The organism is Pseudoalteromonas sp. (assembly GCF_018402495.1).
Lineage (GTDB): Bacteria > Pseudomonadota > Gammaproteobacteria > Enterobacterales > Alteromonadaceae > Pseudoalteromonas.
On the sequence record NZ_JAGYIU010000001.1, the window covers coordinates 545,325 to 561,537 of the forward strand.

Below are 16,213 nucleotides of genomic sequence, written 5' to 3' on the forward strand. Positions count from 1 at the left end.
TTATAACTGTGTTAGCAACTAAATTATTTTACTTAAATCAGTGATTAGGCAATGTCAGAAAAAACCGGCTTACAAGTAACTTTTGTCACTATCAACGAAGACCACCTAGGTCAGCGTATTGATAACTTTCTTATTACCCATTTAAAAGGGGTGCCTAAAAGCGCAGTTTACAAAATTCTTCGTAAAGGTGAGGTGCGTGTAAACAAAAAACGCATTAAGCCTGTGTATAAATTGCAGCTAGACGACGTTATTCGTATACCACCAATCAGAGTGTCAGAGCGTGAAGAGTTTGTCCCTTCAAAACTCGATAAAGTAACGCGCCTTGAAGACGATATTCTATTTGAAGACAAATACCTGATGGTTATTAACAAGCCATCGGGTATGGCTGTGCATGGCGGCAGTGGCCTAAGCTATGGCCTTATTGAAGCATTACGTGTTTTACGCCCAGAAGAGCGCAGCCTTGAGCTTGTGCATCGTTTAGACCGTGATACATCAGGTTGTTTACTCATTGCTAAGCGCCGCTCTGTGCTGACTGCCTTGCATGAGCAATTGCGTGAAAAAACCATGGAAAAAAATTATTGGGCACTTGTTGAGGGTCAATGGGACTCTAAAACAAAAAATGTGACTGAAGGCTTGCGCAAAAACACCCTAAAATCGGGTGAGCGCGTAGTACGTGTTGATAACACTGAGGGCAAACCGTCGCATACCCGCTTTAAAGTGCTTGAGCGTTTTAACGATTGCTCATTAGTACAAGCATCTCCTGTAACCGGTCGTACTCACCAAATTCGTGTGCATACTCAGTGTCAAGGTCATGCTATTGCCTGTGATGACAAATATGGCGATCAAGGGTTTGACGAGTCAATGCGTAAACGTGGTTTAAACCGCTTATTTTTACACGCCCATGATTTAAGTTTTTACCACCCTAAAAACGAAACCACTATGCGAGTAGAAGCACCGCTTGATAAAGCACTATCAAGTTGTTTAGTTAAACTTAGAGCAGCAAAAGCGTGATCTCACCCACCATGAAAAACTACAAGCTGGTGATTTTTGATTGGGACGGCACCATTATGGATTCAATTAGCAAAATAGTTAATTGTATCCGCAAAAGTGCGCAGTTACTCAATATTGAACCGCCGAGCGATACTGCCAGTAAAAATATTATTGGCTTGTCGCTTGAAAACGCAATAGCGAGCTTGTTTCCTGATTACAGTGAGCATCACGAAGCGCTTATTGCAGGTTATAAACAGCAGTATGCGCTTGATACCACCCCAACACCGGTGTTTGAGCACGTTGAACAGGTGCTCACTGAGTTAAAAAGTCAAGGCGTAATATTGGCGGTTGCCACAGGTAAAAGTCGGGTAGGGTTGGAGCGTTTACTAGATAAAAGCCAGCTGCGTCACTTTTTTAGTGCTACACGCACCAGTGATGATGCACAATCTAAACCTGCCCCCGATATGCTTTATCAATTGCTTGAAGAGCTAGGGATAAGTGTTGATGAAGCGCTAATGATAGGCGACACGCAAATAGATATGGCAATGGCAAAAACTGCAGGTATGGATAGGCTAGGGGTAACCATGGGCGTGCACAACGCTGCGCAATTAAACGAGTTTACGCCTATTGCAACCGCTGACAACTATCAGCAGTTGCAACAACTTTTACTTAGTTAGTTTGTGCGCTTAATACATCTAAGCCAAACTCAGCCAATAATTGGCTGAGTTTAATGAGTGGTAAACCAATTAAACTATTTGGGTCATCACCACTGAGCTTTTCAAATAAACAAATACCTAAGCCTTCACTTTTAAAACTTCCTGCACAGTTATAAGGTTGCTCTGCGTCGCAATAAGCACCTATTTGCGCTGTTGTTAACGTTTTAAAAGTGACATTAAAGGGCTCAACAATAGTTTTGCTTTGTCCAGTTTGAATATTGTGTACGCACAGCCCCGTTAAAAAAGTAACAGTTTGCCCGCTAAATAAGCTGAGTTGGTTTACAGCATTTTCTTTATTGTGCGGCTTGCCTAAAATTTGGCCATTAAATACAGCAACTTGATCGGAGCCAATTGCTAACCCTTGGTCAAAATGATCGGCGGCAGCTGCGGCTTTTAGTTCGCTTAAACGCTTAACAAGATCGTTAGGTGCTTCGTTGCTGTGAGGCGTTTCGTCAACATCGGGCGAAAAGGTTTCAAAAGGCAGATTAAATTTTTGTAATAAAGACTGCCTAAAAGGCGAGCTTGAGGCTAATATAAGAGAGTGCTTCATGGCATGTTTTCCTAACGTAAATCAGATTGAGTTAGGATAAATCAGATCCGTAAGTAAAACACGTGAAAAACAACGTAAAATTGGTTTTTTACTTTGACTAACCCACTAACTATCTATATGATGCAGCCCCTATGCAAAAGGTGAAAATTCCCATCACTCTTCATCCGGGCAAAGCAGCGCAACACCGTTTAAAGTATGACGGCATTGTACCGCTTGAGAAACTTACTCGTTTACGAGAAGTTATCCAGGAAGAAGTAGGTGAAATAGCGGTAAAAATTCATTGCAAAAACGATGAGCAAGGTTTAGTTGTGATCAGTGGCAATTTGTCCACACACGTAACTGTTACTTGTCAACGTTGTAATGGTGATTTAGGGTTGGATTTGGATCAAGACTTTGTGTATTCGCCAGTCGGTTTGGATGCAGAGTCAGATGATCTTCCACAAAGCTACGACGAAGTAGCACTTGATGAAAATGGTGAAATAGACGTGTTTGAGTTAATCGAAGACGAACTTATCTTAGCCGTGCCATTAGTGCCTACCCACAACGAAGCTTCATGCAGTTATACAGCAGAGCCTGCCAGCTTTGGTGTTTTAAAGGCGGAAGATGATAAACCAAATCCATTTGATATTTTGAAACAACTTAAGAAAGATTCTTAGGAGAAGACTATGGCTGTACAAAAAAGCAAAAAGTCTCGTGCAAGACGCGGCATGCGCCGTTCACACGATGCGATCAGTGGTCCAACTTTAACTGTAGACCAAACATCTGGTGAGACTCATCGTCGTCACCATGTGACTGCAGATGGTTACTACAAAGGCGTTCAAGTAATTTCTAACTAAGAGATTGCTATATGCTGACTAATCTAACCATAGCGTTAGATATGATGGGGGGCGATTATGGCCCCCGTTCATCTATCCCCGCAGCCGTTAACGCGGTAAATGCTAATGCCAACTTAAAACTTATTTTATGTGGCAACGAGCAAGTAATAGCTAAACAATTAGAATCACTCGATTCACTTTCTCACCCCAGATTAATTATTCGCCATTGCAATGACGTGGTCACCAATGCCTGCGAACCCGCTGTTGCTATACGCTCAAAAAAAGATTCCTCAATGCGTGTTGCCCTCGATTTAGTTAAATCGGGTGAAGCGCAAGCCTGTGTTAGCTCAGGCAATACAGGGGCGCTATTTTTTATGGCGCATTACGTATTAAAAATGCTGCCAGGGGTTAAACGTCCCGCACTTATATCAGCCGTTCCCACAGAGCAAAAAAATCCCGTTTACTTACTCGACTTAGGCGCTAATGTGCACTGTGATGCGCAAATGTTGTATCAGTTTGGCATTATGGGCTCTGTAGTGGCAGGCCAAGCACTCGGGTGTGATAACCCAAAAGTGAGTTTATTAAATATTGGCGCCGAAGACATAAAAGGCCATGAAGAAATTAAGCAAGCCGCGCAATTAATGCAACAAAGCGAACTGATTAATTATATTGGTTATAGCGAAGGGAGTGATATTTTTTCTGGCAAGGCCGATGTTATTGTTTGTGAAGGCTTTGTTGGCAATGTAGCACTTAAAACTTGCGAAGGCATTGCCAAACTTATCATGAAAAAGTTTAGCCGTGCGCTTGAAAAACACGTTGTTTATAAATGTATGGCATTTATATTAGCGCCAATTATAAAAAAACTCTACAAAAGGGTGAACCCCGACCAGTATAACGGCGCTTCTCTGGTAGGATTGCGCGGTATTGTTGTTAAAAGCCATGGAAATGCCTCAGCTAAAGCATTTCATGCCGCAATCGACGAAGCAGTGAAAGAAGTAGAGCGTCAACTTCCTGATAAAATTGCTGCTATCTTCGAAAAAACACATTCTAAAGACACGGCGGTTGAATAACGTAGTTAACGTGCCGTGTTATGTATTATTTTATTTTGTTTAATTAAAGAGCAAACTATGGCACAAAAAATTGCACTTCTTTTTCCAGGTCAAGGCTCGCAAACTGTGGGTATGTTAAACGAGCTACTTGAAAGCTCAGACATAGTAAAAGCCACATTTGCAGAAGCATCAACGGCACTTGGCTACGATCTGGTCGATCTTGTACTTAACGGCCCAGAAGAAAAACTAAACCAAACACACCGCACTCAACCTGCATTATTAACCGCAAGCGTAGCTATTTATCGCCATTGGTTAGCTGCAAACCCAGATACAGACGTGATCATGGCAGGCCACAGCCTAGGTGAATACTCAGCTTTAGTATGTAGCAATGTAATTAGCTTAAGTGAAGCCGTAAAACTGGTTGAAAACCGTGGTTTATACATGCAAGAAGCCGTACCTGCGGGTGTGGGCTCTATGGCCGCTATTATTGGTCTAGGTGATGACGAAATTAAAGCAGCATGTGAAGCGTCTGCACAAGGCGAAGTGGTTGCTCCGGTTAATTATAACTCGCCAGGCCAGGTGGTTATTGCGGGTCATAAAGACGCAGTAGATAGAGCATCTGTTGCGTGTAAAGAAGCCGGTGCAAAACGTGCACTTCCTTTATCGGTAAGCGTCCCCTCGCATTGTGAGCTAATGAAACCGGCTGCTGAAAAATTAGCAGCCGATTTAGCGGCTTTAACATTTAATACACCTAAGTGTGATGTAATTAATAATGTTGATGTAAAAGCTGAAGGTTCAGCGGATGCAATTAAAGATGCATTAGTGCGTCAGTTATACAGCCCAGTACGTTGGACCGAAACAGTACAGGCACTGGTTGCACAAGGCGTCACACAAAGTTATGAATTTGGCCCTGGTAAAGTATTAACCGGACTTGCAAAACGTATTGATAAAGCAATGGTATGTGGCTCAGTAAACGACCTTGCTACAATCGACACAGCTAAATAAGAGTATATAAAAATGAGTAATTTATTTTCTTTAGAAGGCAAAGTTGTCCTGATCACAGGCGCAAGCCGAGGCATTGGTAAAGCCATTGCAAACACCTTAGTAGCTCAAGGCGCAAAAGTAGCGGGTACAGCGACGAGCGAGTTGGGCGCTGCAAAAATTAGCGAATACTTAGGCGATAACGGTAAAGGTTATGCGCTTAACGTTACCGATCCTGCGTCAATTGAGGCGACATTAGCGGCAATAAAAGCTGATTTAGGTGATATTGATGTATTAGTAAATAATGCCGGTATTACGCGCGATAATTTATTAATGCGTATGAAAGAGAGCGAGTGGGACGACATTATCGACACTAACCTAAGCTCTATTTTCCGCTTATCTAAAGCGGTACTTCGCCCAATGATGAAGAAAAAGAACGGCCGTATTATCAATATTGGCTCAGTGGTAGGCACTATGGGTAACGCAGGCCAAGCAAACTACGCGGCGGCTAAAGCGGGCGTAATCGGTTTTTCTAAATCGTTAGCGCGTGAAGTAGCATCGCGTGGTATTACTGTAAACGTGGTTGCGCCAGGCTTTATTCAAACAGACATGACAGATGATTTGACAGATGAGCAAAAAGCAGCAACGCTTGCAAACGTTCCTGCGGGTCGTTTAGGTCAACCAGATGAGATCGCTGCAGCCGTGTGTTATTTAGCATCAGACGCCGCTGCGTATGTATCAGGTGAAACCTTGCATGTAAATGGTGCGATGTACATGGTTTAAGTTCGCAATGCGAATTAACGAATATGGCCAGTTTTATAAAAAATAATGAATTTTTAGCAAACTTGCTTTAAACATACTTGAAATCGCTGTGAAAATAAGCGATAAAAGGTAAAATAAACATTCAACAGGTTTGACCAGCAAATTATTTATGGTCAAAAGATTGAATCAGAGATTTATCGGACGTAAACTACGCCGCAATCTGAAAATAACGCATTGGCGTTTTTTAATAAAGGAAAGAAGAATGAGCGATATCCAAGAACGCGTAAAGAAAATTATCATCGAACAGCTAGGTGTTAAAGAAGAAGAAGTTAAAAACGAAGCTTCATTCGTTGATGACCTAGGTGCAGACTCTCTTGATACTGTTGAATTAGTAATGGCTCTTGAAGAAGAGTTTGACACTGAGATCCCAGATGAAGAAGCTGAAAAGATCACAACAGTACAATCTGCAATCGATTACGTTACTGCACACGCTGAGTAATTAATCGTAAATTAAGGGCAGCATTCGCTGCCTTTAATCTTTATATCCAAACCACCTCAAAGTACATGATTCAACACCACACCCATACTCACCATCAGCAACACAATTGCTATGCGTCGGTTTTTGGTTTGAGACTCGCACTTTGAGGTAGCTTGGGTATGATCACCTAACTATAAAAATAATACCTTATTGGAGGCAAACCGTGGCTAAACGTCGTGTCGTCGTAACTGGCTTAGGAATGTTGACGCCGCTGGGCAATGATGTGCAATCAACCTGGCAAGGCTTATTAGATGGTAAAAGTGGTATTCAAAATATCACCCACTTTGATACATCAAAATTTGGTACTCACTTCGCTGGTTTAATCAATGATTTTGATGTATCGGCTTATATGTCACCAAAAGATGCTAAAAAAATGGATTTGTTTATTCAGTACGGCACTGCAGCAGGTGTTCAAGCTTTTCAAGACTCAGGCCTTGAAGTTACTGAGCAAAACGCAACCCGAATTGGTGTAGCGGTAGGATCAGGGATTGGTGGTTTAACCCTAATTGAAGAAAACCACATTAAATTATTAAATAGCGGCCCACGTAAGTTATCGCCGTTTTATGTACCTTCTACCATTATTAATATGATCTCAGGCCATTTATCAATTATGCATGGTTTACGTGGTCCCAATATTTCAATTGTAACCGCATGTACAACCGGTTTGCATAATATTGGCCATGCCGCCCGTATGATTGCTTACGGCGACGCTGATGCTATGGTTGCCGGTGGTGCAGAAAAAGCCTGTACACCTATTGGTATGGGTGGCTTTAACGCCGCACGAGCGCTCTCAACGCGCAATGACGACCCACAAGCGGCGTCTCGTCCGTGGGACAAAGACCGTGACGGCTTTGTACTTTCTGATGGTGCGGGTGTCATCGTATTAGAAGAATACGAACACGCTAAAGCACGTGGCGCTAAAATATATGCTGAGCTTGTTGGTTTTGGTATGAGTGGCGATGCCTACCACATGACCTCACCACCAGAAGACGGTGCAGGTGCAGCACTGGCTATGGAAAACGCATTAAACGATGCGCAAGTAAACGCAGAGCAAGTTGGTTACATTAACGCACATGGCACGTCTACTCATGCGGGTGACAAAGCCGAAACGTCAGCGGTTAAAACTATTTTTGGCGATGCCGCTAAAAATGTTATGGTAAGCTCATCTAAATCTATGATGGGGCACCTACTAGGTGCTGCGGGCTCTGTTGAATCGATAGTATCTATTTTGTCGTTAACCGATCAAAAAGTAACACCCACAATTAACTTAGATAACCCAGATGAAGGCTGTGATTTAGATTACGTACCGCACACTGCGCGTGACGCAAAGTTTGATTACGCACTGTGTAACTCATTTGGTTTTGGTGGTACTAATGGCTCGTTACTATTTAAAAAGGTATAATCTTTTTTAAACAACAAACGACAATAAAAACCCAGTTGTTTAACTGGGTTTTTTTATGTGTAAAAAATTATGCAAACAATAATAACAGCAAGTGAAACCAGCCAAATAAGTACGCGTGATAGAGGCTTAAACTATGGCGATGGCTTTTTTACAACCGCCATTGTAACGCATGGACAGGTGGAGCATTGGGATTATCATAAAGCGCGTTTAATTGAATGTGCTCAGCGTTTAGGGTTTCCTGCGCTTGCGTTTACCCCACTTGAGACCCATATTAGCCAGCAAATAGCTTCTAAAGTTAAAGCGGTACTTAAAATAGTTATAACACGCGGTGAGGGCGGGCGAGGTTATGCGCCACCAAGCGAATGCAACCTAACTATTATAATGAGTGTTTTACCTTACCCAAAGGACTACCACACCTTAACAGACACTGGAGTAAGCTTAGCGATTAGCCCGATTAAATTAGCAATACAACCACATTTGGCAGGGCTTAAAACGCTAAATCGCTTAGAGCAAGTACTAATAAAAAATGCCTTACAAACCCAGCAAAGCGATGACGCTCTAGTACTTGACTACAACAATAATGTAATAGAAACCTCCGCTGCGAATATCTTTGCAATAAAAAATCAAAAAATATTTAGCCCTATGCTTGATGAGTGCGGGATCAAAGGTGTTTTTCTGCAATCTTTATGTGATAAATTAGCAATTGAATTTAAACGCGTTAGCTTAAGTGACCTCACCCAAGCAGACGCGGTATTTATATGTAATAGCTTAATGAAAATTGTGCCCGTAAACAGGATAGGCGAACACCGTTTTGATCATGCTCATAGTCAATTACTATTAAAAGAATTACTAGCCAAGGAGGCTTAGTGTTAAAAGTTATATTATCAGTATTATTTCTGGCTTTATTTAGCTCAGTAATTGGCTATCAGCAACTACAGGCCACAATTAAAACGCCATTAAAGGTAGCTAACAATACCCAGTTTGAAGTTAAAAAAGGCACCGGTTTTAACCAATTATGCCGCCAATGGCAGCAGCAACAGTGGGTAAAAGACTGCTGGCGATTTCAAATATTAGCTAAACTTGACCCAACCTTGACAGATTTAAAAACTGGTTTGTATGAGCTAAGTTCAGATAGCGTCATTAATAACATCAAAAAAATTAATCAAGGTCAGCAAGTTAGTTTTAGTTTTACCATTATAGAAGGCCAATCTCTTAGAGAGGTTTTAAACACACTCAGCACAGCGTCACATTTGCAAAACGATTTAAACCTTGAGCAACTTGGCGAGCAAATAATAGGTAAGCAAACCCATCTAGAAGGTTGGTTATTCCCCGATACCTATCATTATCACAGCAATGATACCGCCAGCAGTTTACTCAAACGAGCAGCGCAAAAAATGCAGCAAACATTGGCAGATACTTGGCAGCAACGAGCAAGCGATTTACCTTACAATACCGCTTATGAGGCACTGATTATGGCCTCTATTATCGAAAAAGAAACAGGCCTTGCCAGTGAGCGACCGTTAATTGCCTCTGTGTTTGCAAACAGATTAAACACCAATATGCGCTTACAAACCGATCCAACTGTTATATATGGGCTAGGCGAAGAGTTTGATGGTGATATTAAACGTAAAGACTTGAGAAATTACACCCCGTATAATACCTATCGAATTAACGGATTGCCGCCCACACCAATTGCCATGCCATCAAAAGAAGCAATTTTAGCGGCAATAAATCCGCCTCAAAGCGAGTATTTTTACTTTGTAGCAAAAGGCGATGGTAGCCATCAGTTTTCAACCACATTAAAGCAACACAATGCGGCGGTTAGAAAATACATTTTAAATAAAAAGAATTAGTGTTTATGAAATCAAAATTTATAGTTATAGAAGGCCTAGAAGGCGCAGGTAAATCAACTGCTATTGCCCTATGCCAAGACTTTTTAAACCATCACCATGTTGACTTTATTAATGTGCGCGAACCCGGCGGTACGCCACTGGCTGAGTCGTTACGTACCTTGGTAAAAGCAGAACATGAAGAAGAAATCGCCTTTGAAACCGAACTGCTCATTATGTATGCAGCGCGATCACAGCTAATGCATAATGTAATAAACCCAGCACTAGAACAAGGCTTGTGGGTATTAGCCGATCGCCACGATTTATCGTCACAGGCGTACCAAGGCGGCGGACGAGGCATTAGTGCAAACACCTTGGCGTCGTTATCATCTATGGTGTTAAAAGGGTTAAAGCCCGATTTAACCATTTACCTTGATATTGACCCTGTTATTGGCCTTGAACGAGCAAAAGGCCGTGGTGAGCTTGACCGAATAGAACAAGAAGCCATTGAGTTTTTTCAGCGCACTCGTATGCGTTACATTGAACTGGCAAACGACGACGACAGTATAAAAACCGTTGATGCTAACCAAAGTATTGATAAAGTACACCGTGATATTACCAATGTACTACGCACGTTTTTTTCAGGGTTAAAATAATATGGCATTGCCATGGCTTAACAATGTAGAGCAACGCTTAGCCCAAAGTTATAAAGCGCAGCGCTTTCATCATGCACAGTTATTTTGTGGCCCGATTGGGGTAGGCAAGTTTGAGCTTAGCGAAAAATTAGCTAACAGTTTGCTATGCCACAACACACAAACACAGTTAAGTGCCCCAAATAGTGTGTTAACACCTTGTGGGCAGTGTAAAAGCTGCTTGCTAAACCTAGCACAGACACACCCAGATAAACGCGTTACCCAAGTAGAAGGACAAAGCATAGGGGTAGACGACATACGTGGCATAAGCGATTTTATGCACCAGTCGGCAGCGCAAAATGGCAACAAAGTAGCGATTATTCAAAACTGCGAAAAAATGACCACCGCAGCCGCTAATGCTTTATTAAAAACGCTTGAAGAGCCAAGTAACAGCCGGTTTTTAATTCTTACAACCAGCCAAACAGCGCAATTACCGGCCACTATTTTAAGCCGCTGCGCCAAAACCGAAGTAAAAGTAACCAATAGCCAGTTAGCACAACAGTGGCTTGAATCATTAGCGATAGAAGCTTACCCATGGTTGCCACTGTTTTACAGCCAACCGCTGCAAGTAAAGCAATGGCAACAGCAAAATCAGCTACAGAGCATAGATACACTCTATAAATTTGCAACTGAGTTTAAACAAAGTCATAATTTTGATGCGCTAGTCGAAATAATAAATAAACAGCCTGAGCTTGTTCGTATTTTTACCTTATTCTTAAGCGAGCAACTAAAGCAGCAACTATTAAACGGTATGAGTTTTGACGCTTACCAAATTGCACAGCAAGCCCTAAATGATTTTTTACAAAACAATATACAAATTTTGGGGCTAAACTTACCGCTTGCGGTATCACGACTAGCGTATATATTACGAAACCAATAAAAAGGATTAGATATGCAAGAGCTATTAGTTGATATAGATGATCTTGACGAGTTATATCGCTGTTATATGCCTTTTTTAAAAAAGGGGGGGCTATTTGTACGCACCAATATGCGCTATGAGCCTGGGCATTCACTCGCTTTACGCGTAACACTACCTGACGCCCTAGAAGACGACGTGGTCACCGGTAAAGTTATTTGGATCACTCCGCAAGGCGCACAAAGCTCAAATCCACCAGGGATCGGTATTAGCTTTTTAGATGATAAAACAAACCTAAACGCGAAGATCGAAAAACTGCTGGGGACTATGTTAAACTCCGGCAATCCAACTTATACCATGTAGTAAAAACAGGCCTTATTTTGATTGTAGATTCTCATTGCCATTTAGACCGTCTTGATTTTGATAAACTCGATTTAAACCTAGACCAAGTACTTGATAACGCCCGCGCAAAAAAAGTAGAACACTTTTTATGTGTGAGCGTCACACTTGATCAGTTCCCCAATATGCTAGAGCAAATTAAGCATTACGACGACGTATCAGCGTCATGTGGTGTACATCCGCTTGATCAAAAAGACGCGCTCAACAAACAGCAATTAATTGATTTAGCCTCGCACCACAAAGTAGTGGCTATTGGCGAAACCGGGCTTGACTACTATTATGCAAAAGACACTCACGCAGTGCAGCAAGCAAGCTTTGTTGGCCATATTGAAGTAGCCAACGAATTACAAAAGCCACTTATTATTCATACCCGCGACGCACGTGCCGACACCATTGATTTAATGCGTGAACACAAAGCACAAAACTGCGGTGGGGTATTACATTGCTTTACCGAAGATTGGGATATGGCCAAAAAAGCCATTGATATGGGTTTTTATATTTCTATTTCAGGTATTGTAACCTTTAAAAATGCGGTAGAACTTAAAGAAGTCGTAAAACAAATCCCACTTGATAGACTGCTTATTGAAACCGACTCGCCGTATTTAGCCCCAGTACCGTACCGTGGTAAAACTAATCAGCCAGCGTATGTGGAAGATGTTGCTTATTACATTAGTGAACTAAAAGGCATTAGCTTTAACGAGTTGGCAAAGGCCACCACCGATAATTTTTATTCTTTATTTAAATTAGCAGCTAAAGGCTAACCTCATGACGACTCTCTCGGTGCATCACCCGCTGTTACTTATGGGACCTATGGTGCGCCGAGCAGAAAAAACCGCAGTTTGTATTCAGTTTGCCACTTCAAAACGGGTTAATTGCCGTATAGAACTCATGGATCATGAATGTTATAGCGAGCAGCACACAGTCGCCCTCGGTGAGCATTTATTTTTACAGTTTGTGGTTATTAAACCGATAAACAGCCAATTCCCACGGGACACCTTATTACATTATCAGCTATTTTTAGACGACAATGCAGCTGACTTATCAGCATTTAGTTTTAATAAGCAGACGACGCCAGCGTTTGTGATCCCCAAAAAGCTAACACAAATTTTGCACGGCTCGTGTCGTAACGCCCATCACCCTGCAAAAGACAGCCTAGTCAGTTCAAGCCAATGGCAAGGTTTTCAACGCAGCCATAATCAGCAAGGAGCGCAGTTATTACTGCTTTCGGGCGACCAGGTGTACGCCGATGACGTAGCAGGGCCCATGCTATTAGCGATTCACCAGTTAATAAAACAGTTAGGTATTTATAAAGAGCAACCACTTGAACTTGATTTACCTCAAGATATAACCGAGCAGCTTTATGGTCGTCATCATTTATTACCCACCACCTCATGGAAAAAGCGCTCTAAATTAGGTATAGGTTATTGGTTAAAAAAAGACGAGCCGCATTTTTCCAGCGTAAAAGCGTATAATCACCTGATTCACTTTGAAGAATTTGTTGCGCTTTATTTACTTAATTTTAGTAGCACCGCGTGGCAATATGTTGATTTAACAAACCTTACTTACTCAAGTAGTAACGAAAAAAACCAAACACTGTTTAATACCGAAAAAACCGTACTCATTGATTATGTGCAAGGTTTAGCTGAAGTAGAGCGATTATTTGCGAATGTGTCGACCTTGATGATGTTTGACGATCACGATGTAACCGATGATTGGAACCTCACCGCCGGATGGGAGCAAGCAATTAACCAAAACCCGAGCAGCAAACGCATTGTTAACAATGGTCTAGCAAGTTATTGGCTGTTTCAGGGAATGGGTAACGACGCACTACAAAAAACCGGCGCCTTATTAACCCCGTTTATAACCAGTTTAGCGGGCAACAAGCACTGGCAATTTAAAGCGTTTGATAAACACCTAAACGATTTTAACCATTGGCATTATGAGTTAACTACCATTCCCAAAGTGGTGGTGCTCGACACCCGAACACATCGCTGGCGTAACGAGCAAAACTTTAACGAACCCTCAGGCTTATTAGATTGGGAGCGCCTTACAGAGCTTGAAGAAAGCCTACTTAGCCATGACCAAGTCATTATTGTATCGCCCGCTCCTGTATTTGGGGTTAAATCAATAGAGGCCATTCAAGCCGTGTTTAACATGTGTGGGCAACCGCTGATGGTTGATGTAGAAAACTGGATGGCGCACGAAGGCTCAGCAAAAAAACTGCTCGACACATTTAGACGCACCGACACCCCAAACGAAACACTGATTTTATCGGGCGATGTACATTATTCGTTTTGTTTTTCAGTACAAAAGCGTTTTGGCGAACACCACAATAGAATTTGGCAACTAACCGCCAGCGGGATCAAAAATGAGTTTCCCCGTAAGCTAATAAATGTGCTTGATAAACTCGACTCTATTTTATATGGACCTAAAAGCCCACTAAACTTTTTTACCAAACGCTGGCACATGGAGGTAGACAAACACCAAACCAATGGCAAAGGGCAAAAGTACCTAGTAAGTGATTCAGCAATAAGTTTAGTTACCCTAAAAGCTGGGAATTTAGCTCGTTATCAACTTATACACGGCGACGGCCACACCACCGAATTTGATTTAAAAGAACAGTAATTTAAATACAAGAATTAGGTCGCTATTATTGCCGACATGTAGCAGCGACTTCATGTCGCGTCATTTTTTAATGTCGTGAGCGACGGGCGACGAGGTGCAGGTTCCACCGAAAAAACCTCGGGGTCAACCTTATCCGTAGGCGAGAGTTTACCTCGCGCTTATTTTAAGGTTAGGCTCGTAACCCGATACCCGTAACTCATTTTAAAGACAAAAAAAGACCCAGAGCTATAAAACTCTGGGTTATAGGGGGCTCATGTGGTGAGCCCTGCGCTAACTAAAAACACTTTCAGATTCTTAGGGAGAAGTTGAAAGTTATTTAAGTATAGTCAAAAGTGCTAAAAACACACATTTTTGTTCGTTTTTTATACTGTCGTAATTACAGCAAGTTACATTTGTTATGCACATCTTTATTAGAGTTTACACCCAGTTTATTAACTGCGTATTTTGTACTAAATCTCGTGGTAAAGAATTTTTAACTTTATTTTTTTGCCATTTTCCTAAGCCAATAGGGCAGCCACATAAAGTTAGGATCACTTCGCCGCTGGATTTGGTTATCTCTTCTAGGCGTATATCTTTACCATTAAAGTAATCGTTAGCCTGTTCATTGGTTAATGCCAGTACATTACTTTTACACTGCTTACCAAATACGGTGGCAAATTCGTGCGTTAGGCGTACCCCATTTTTATGAATAACGCCTACTTGTATGCCTAATCGCGCATATTTAATTTTGTTTTGAATAGCCTCAAACTCATCAGGAAACAGCCAAAGCTCTTTGTCGCGCTGTTTTAACGTACCTGGCAGACTTGTTAAACCAAATTGCTTTTTAAGGAAGCTCATAAACGCAGCACTTTGTTTACTATCAAAGTCACTAAAGGGGAACGCGCCTTTTTTAACTTTTAATGTTTGGTTTTCGCAGCTGCTGTGCTTTTTAAATTTGGCAATAAAAAAACCTTCGCTGTCGAACGTTTGCGGCCAAACATGTAAGTAGCCCTCTGCGGTGGTGGCTTTATCAGCCCCTGGGAATAAGTCGCTTAATGACTCAGAGCTTATATATTCGCCAAACTCATCTAATAATGCGCTACATACTTGCTGGTTTTCGAGTGGGGTTAACGTACAGGTTGAATACACTAATGTGCCACCGGGTTTAAGTGCATAAAACGCACTTTTAATCAGATCTTTTTGTACTTGGGCAATGGTAATATTTGACTCGATAGACCAATTTTTTAGTGCGTCGGGATCTTTACGTACCGTGCCTTCACCCGAGCAGGGGGCATCAAGCAAAATACTATCGAAGCATTCAAACATGTAATTACCAAACACCACGCCATCAAAATGCGATAACGCACAGTTACCAACACCCATGCGCTTTAAGGTGGCGCTAAGTACTTTTAAGCGTGACGACGACAGCTCATTGGCGACCAGCACGCCTTGATTGTTCATTAACGCTGCGAGCTGTGAGGTTTTTGACCCCGGTGCCGAGGCCATATCGAGCACGGTTTGACTGGTTTGTAAGCTTTGTTTAAGTGCCATAGGTGGCAACATTGAGCTTGCCTCTTGTACGTACATGGCGCCGCTTAGGTGTAAATCGGTGTTACCTAGGGCTAGGTTTTGTTCTTCATCACTGGGGCGCTCTAACCAAAAACCCTCGTCGCACCAAGGAATAGCGCTAAGCTGCCAGTTTTTTTTAGCCGCTTGCTGCTTAAATTCCTCAACACTCATTTTTAATGTATTAACGCGAACCGATTTACGCAAAGGGCGACGACATGCATTTATAAAGTCATCTAAGCTTAGGTGCTCAGGAAGATAGGTTTTTACATCGTCAATAAAGTGTTTAGGAATATAAGTGTTTGCGTCCACGTTTTGGCTCATACAATAAAATTAAAGCAGTATAATAGCATTTTTAATGCGATTTTTCAGTTTGAAAGAGCAAATTAGAAATATAACCAAGTGTCGACAGTTTGCTGTTTATGCAGCTATAAAAATGTGTTTTTATGCGACTAAAGTTTAAT

General features: G+C 41.8%; 18 protein-coding genes. 16 read left to right on the forward strand and 2 right to left on the reverse strand.

Annotation, left to right across the window (positions count from 1 at the left end; translation table 11 throughout):
- Nucleotides 1-51 precede the first annotated feature (51 nt).
- A complete protein-coding gene (rluC, locus tag KG708_RS02505) occupies nucleotides 52-1,011 on the forward strand; it encodes a 23S rRNA pseudouridine(955/2504/2580) synthase RluC (protein ID WP_036982979.1) in 960 nt (319 codons plus the stop codon).
- Between the two features lie 11 nt (nucleotides 1,012-1,022).
- The gene (locus KG708_RS02510; RefSeq protein ID WP_213608467.1) at nucleotides 1,023-1,667 is read left to right on the forward strand and encodes an HAD-IA family hydrolase; all 645 of its coding nucleotides are present in this window, start codon (nucleotides 1,023-1,025) and stop codon (nucleotides 1,665-1,667) included.
- Here KG708_RS02510 and KG708_RS02515 read toward each other — a convergent pair.
- On the reverse strand, nucleotides 1,660-2,256 hold the full coding sequence (locus KG708_RS02515) for a nucleoside triphosphate pyrophosphatase (protein ID WP_213607974.1): 597 nt from the start codon (nucleotides 2,254-2,256) through the stop codon (nucleotides 1,660-1,662). The genes KG708_RS02510 and KG708_RS02515 overlap by 8 nt on opposite strands.
- Nucleotides 2,257-2,387: 131 nt before the next feature.
- Here KG708_RS02515 and yceD point away from each other — a divergent pair, with 131 nt between their 5' ends.
- The 14 genes from yceD (at nucleotide 2,388) to KG708_RS02585 (ending at nucleotide 14,204) form a co-directional block, all read left to right on the forward strand.
- Nucleotides 2,388-2,912: a 23S rRNA accumulation protein YceD gene (gene yceD / locus KG708_RS02520; protein ID WP_213607975.1), complete on the forward strand. Its 525-nt coding sequence runs from the start codon at nucleotides 2,388-2,390 to the stop codon at nucleotides 2,910-2,912.
- Between the two features lie 9 nt (nucleotides 2,913-2,921).
- Nucleotides 2,922-3,092 (forward strand): 50S ribosomal protein L32, encoded by a 171-nt coding sequence (gene rpmF / locus KG708_RS02525; RefSeq protein ID WP_008109865.1) that lies wholly within the window; start codon nucleotides 2,922-2,924, stop codon nucleotides 3,090-3,092.
- Nucleotides 3,093-3,103: 11 nt separating this feature from the next.
- A complete protein-coding gene (gene plsX / locus KG708_RS02530; RefSeq protein WP_213607977.1) occupies nucleotides 3,104-4,141 on the forward strand; it encodes a phosphate acyltransferase PlsX in 1,038 nt (345 codons plus the stop codon).
- 57 nt (nucleotides 4,142-4,198) lie between these two features.
- Complete coding sequence (fabD, locus tag KG708_RS02535) at nucleotides 4,199-5,125, forward strand: ACP S-malonyltransferase (protein WP_213607979.1); 927 nt, start codon at nucleotides 4,199-4,201, stop codon at nucleotides 5,123-5,125.
- Between the two features lie 12 nt (nucleotides 5,126-5,137).
- Nucleotides 5,138-5,884, forward strand: coding sequence for a 3-oxoacyl-ACP reductase FabG (gene fabG / locus KG708_RS02540; RefSeq protein ID WP_213607980.1), 747 nt, complete (start codon nucleotides 5,138-5,140; stop codon nucleotides 5,882-5,884).
- A 241-nt stretch (nucleotides 5,885-6,125) separates the two neighbouring features.
- On the forward strand, nucleotides 6,126-6,362 hold the full coding sequence (gene acpP / locus KG708_RS02545; RefSeq protein ID WP_008109873.1) for an acyl carrier protein: 237 nt from the start codon (nucleotides 6,126-6,128) through the stop codon (nucleotides 6,360-6,362).
- Nucleotides 6,363-6,564: 202 nt separating this feature from the next.
- Entirely contained in the window at nucleotides 6,565-7,803 is a 1,239-nt protein-coding gene (gene fabF, locus KG708_RS02550) for a beta-ketoacyl-ACP synthase II (protein ID WP_213607982.1), read from the forward strand.
- Nucleotides 7,804-7,872: 69 nt separating this feature from the next.
- Entirely contained in the window at nucleotides 7,873-8,670 is a 798-nt protein-coding gene (gene pabC / locus KG708_RS02555; RefSeq protein WP_213607984.1) for an aminodeoxychorismate lyase, read from the forward strand.
- Nucleotides 8,670-9,656 (forward strand): endolytic transglycosylase MltG, encoded by a 987-nt coding sequence (gene mltG, locus KG708_RS02560; RefSeq protein WP_213607985.1) that lies wholly within the window; start codon nucleotides 8,670-8,672, stop codon nucleotides 9,654-9,656. Before pabC ends, mltG begins: the two co-directional genes overlap by 1 nt.
- A 5-nt stretch (nucleotides 9,657-9,661) precedes the next feature.
- Entirely contained in the window at nucleotides 9,662-10,288 is a 627-nt protein-coding gene (tmk, locus tag KG708_RS02565) for a dTMP kinase (protein WP_213607987.1), read from the forward strand.
- Nucleotide 10,289: 1 nt separating this feature from the next.
- A complete protein-coding gene (locus KG708_RS02570; protein ID WP_213607988.1) occupies nucleotides 10,290-11,204 on the forward strand; it encodes a DNA polymerase III subunit in 915 nt (304 codons plus the stop codon).
- Nucleotides 11,205-11,216: 12 nt separating this feature from the next.
- Nucleotides 11,217-11,543 (forward strand): PilZ domain-containing protein, encoded by a 327-nt coding sequence (locus tag KG708_RS02575; protein ID WP_213607989.1) that lies wholly within the window; start codon nucleotides 11,217-11,219, stop codon nucleotides 11,541-11,543.
- Nucleotides 11,544-11,560: 17 nt separating this feature from the next.
- The gene (locus KG708_RS02580; RefSeq protein ID WP_213607991.1) at nucleotides 11,561-12,340 is read left to right on the forward strand and encodes a YchF/TatD family DNA exonuclease; all 780 of its coding nucleotides are present in this window, start codon (nucleotides 11,561-11,563) and stop codon (nucleotides 12,338-12,340) included.
- Nucleotides 12,341-12,344: 4 nt separating this feature from the next.
- Entirely contained in the window at nucleotides 12,345-14,204 is a 1,860-nt protein-coding gene (locus tag KG708_RS02585; RefSeq protein ID WP_213607993.1) for an alkaline phosphatase D family protein, read from the forward strand.
- A gap of 417 nt (nucleotides 14,205-14,621) precedes the next feature.
- On the opposite strand, the gene rsmF is transcribed toward KG708_RS02585, so the two are convergent.
- Nucleotides 14,622-16,061, reverse strand: a complete 1,440-nt coding sequence (gene rsmF / locus KG708_RS02590) for a 16S rRNA (cytosine(1407)-C(5))-methyltransferase RsmF (protein WP_213607994.1) — start codon at nucleotides 16,059-16,061, stop codon at nucleotides 14,622-14,624.
- Between the last annotated feature and the right edge of the window lie 152 nt (nucleotides 16,062-16,213).

Excerpts from the sequence above, each read along its gene's own strand:
- rluC (WP_036982979.1), top strand. The coding sequence starts at position 52 with ATGTCAGAAAAAACCGGCTTACAAGTAACTTTTGTCACTATCAACGAA.
- KG708_RS02510 (WP_213608467.1), top strand. The coding sequence starts at position 1,023 with ATGAAAAACTACAAGCTGGTGATTTTTGATTGGGACGGCACCATTATG.
- KG708_RS02515 (WP_213607974.1), bottom strand. The coding sequence starts at position 2,256 with ATGAAGCACTCTCTTATATTAGCCTCAAGCTCGCCTTTTAGGCAGTCT.
- yceD (WP_213607975.1), top strand. The coding sequence starts at position 2,388 with ATGCAAAAGGTGAAAATTCCCATCACTCTTCATCCGGGCAAAGCAGCG.
- rpmF (WP_008109865.1), top strand. The coding sequence starts at position 2,922 with ATGGCTGTACAAAAAAGCAAAAAGTCTCGTGCAAGACGCGGCATGCGC.
- plsX (WP_213607977.1), top strand. The coding sequence starts at position 3,104 with ATGCTGACTAATCTAACCATAGCGTTAGATATGATGGGGGGCGATTAT.
- fabD (WP_213607979.1), top strand. The coding sequence starts at position 4,199 with ATGGCACAAAAAATTGCACTTCTTTTTCCAGGTCAAGGCTCGCAAACT.
- fabG (WP_213607980.1), top strand. The coding sequence starts at position 5,138 with ATGAGTAATTTATTTTCTTTAGAAGGCAAAGTTGTCCTGATCACAGGC.
- acpP (WP_008109873.1), top strand. The coding sequence starts at position 6,126 with ATGAGCGATATCCAAGAACGCGTAAAGAAAATTATCATCGAACAGCTA.
- pabC (WP_213607984.1), top strand. The coding sequence starts at position 7,873 with ATGCAAACAATAATAACAGCAAGTGAAACCAGCCAAATAAGTACGCGT.
- tmk (WP_213607987.1), top strand. The coding sequence starts at position 9,662 with ATGAAATCAAAATTTATAGTTATAGAAGGCCTAGAAGGCGCAGGTAAA.
- KG708_RS02570 (WP_213607988.1), top strand. The coding sequence starts at position 10,290 with ATGGCATTGCCATGGCTTAACAATGTAGAGCAACGCTTAGCCCAAAGT.
- KG708_RS02575 (WP_213607989.1), top strand. The coding sequence starts at position 11,217 with ATGCAAGAGCTATTAGTTGATATAGATGATCTTGACGAGTTATATCGC.
- KG708_RS02585 (WP_213607993.1), top strand. The coding sequence starts at position 12,345 with ATGACGACTCTCTCGGTGCATCACCCGCTGTTACTTATGGGACCTATG.